The sequence below is a fragment of the Pseudoalteromonas sp. SR45-6 genome, from assembly GCF_014163545.1.
GTDB lineage: Bacteria > Pseudomonadota > Gammaproteobacteria > Enterobacterales > Alteromonadaceae > Pseudoalteromonas > Pseudoalteromonas rhizosphaerae.
Genome location: NZ_JACJDM010000128.1, coordinates 1 through 1,580 on the forward strand (window position 1 = coordinate 1; position 1,580 = coordinate 1,580).

At 39.1% G+C, this 1,580-nt stretch carries 1 protein-coding gene; it reads right to left on the reverse strand.

What is annotated here, in order from left to right:
- Nucleotides 1-444: 444 nt before the first annotated feature.
- On the reverse strand, nt 445-1,482 hold the full coding sequence (locus H5158_RS22420; RefSeq protein ID WP_182740952.1) for an IS110 family transposase: 1,038 nt from the start codon (nt 1,480-1,482) through the stop codon (nt 445-447).
- Nucleotides 1,483-1,580 lie beyond the last annotated feature (98 nt).

The window sequence follows — 1,580 nt, forward strand, 5'->3', positions numbered from 1 at the left end:
TCACCCATTAGAAAGTTCCGGTCAAGCAGGCAGCTGTGTTTTCTTGATCTTTTTATTCAAAAAACCAAGTGTTGTTACTTTTTAAACTCACTTTAAATTTGGCTATACACCTAGTCATGACGTCGATTGGTGTGAATATGCACCAGTCACCCATATGAATTTAGGCGGTTTAATTAAGCATCTTTGATGATTAATTAAGGCCCTTGGCTTTCGCCTCAGTCATCGTTTAGTACCAATATCAGTCCAGTTTCTGGCTGTGTTTACACACTGCGCTGTAACAAGTCTGTGGTTTATGCTTACACATAACCAACCCTTTGTGGCTCAAACATTGGGCATATCCAGTATTTAAAATATGAGCGGTTAACGTGCAGGCTCAATCAAATCTAATGGTTTTACCAACCCCATTACTAGCTCAACACGTTAACCTAATTTGTTTTATAGACGCTAAGCAAAAGCCTTGTGTTCATCGAATGGTACATTGTCTTTAAGCACGTGATAACACGCTCTTGCAAGCTTATGCGCAACTGTTTTAATAGCGACTACCTTGTTTGTTTTAGCCAGCTTTCGTTGATAATATTTTTTAACTGTCGGGTTATAACGAATTGCAAAGTTAGCGGCCTCAGTAAACGCCCACGCTAAGTATCGATTGCCATTTTTTTGGTTTGTAGCGCCTTTCTTCTTTCCATTGCTGTATCTTGCACCTTTAACACAGCGACAATACGAGGAAAAATTACCTGGACTATCAAAACGTTTAATTGTGCCTGTCTCTAACATAATGGTCAGTGCTAGCGTATTCCCAATCCCATCGATACTGGTTAGGTTTATAAATTCAGGGGAGAGCGATGTTTGTTGTAATATAGCGCTCTCTATTGCATTAATTTGCTGTTGAGCACAGCGTATCAATGTGAGGTTAGAAATGACCGACAGTGCTGTATTTGTTGAGCTGAAATCCGAGTGTACTTGCTCAACATCAACGCCTTTTCTGATAGCAGCCATTTGCTTTATTTTGTTGCTACTGAGCTTATAACCAAGATGACGCATGTAACAACTTTGCACGGATAATAAGTTTTTAGTGGACTGTTGAACAATATCCATTCGTTTACGCATTAAGTCGCGAACAGCCCTGAGTTCTCGAGGATAAATGTAGCCCTCAGGCAAAATGTTTAGACGTAGCATTTCAGCCAACCAGCGTGCATCACTATGGTCATCAGCATGTTTTAAGCCTGAATATTGTTGAATTGCAGCGGGGTTCGCTAAGTGGAGTTTAAATTCTGCATCCATTAATCCATCAACTAACCAATACCAATTAAAAGTTGACTCAACAACAAGCCCTGTTAAGTTGTCTTTATAAGGGGTTAGAAAAGATAAAATGACAGACATGTCATTATTTAAACGCTTAACGGTAAGCGTTTCACCGTGTTCATTAATGATAGCAATAACACTATTATTTGAATGCAAGTCAATTCCACCATATAGTTTCATACCAAGCTCCTCGGATTCAGTTTATGTTTTGGTCAACACAACTGTATCGAAAAACTCGAGGAGCTTTCTATATGATTATCAAATCTTGACTTCAGACA

What these genes read in the sequence shown, in the direction of transcription:
- H5158_RS22420 (WP_182740952.1), bottom strand. Translation starts at nt 1,482, where the DNA reads ATGAAACTATATGGTGGAATTGACTTGCATTCAAATAATAGTGTTATT.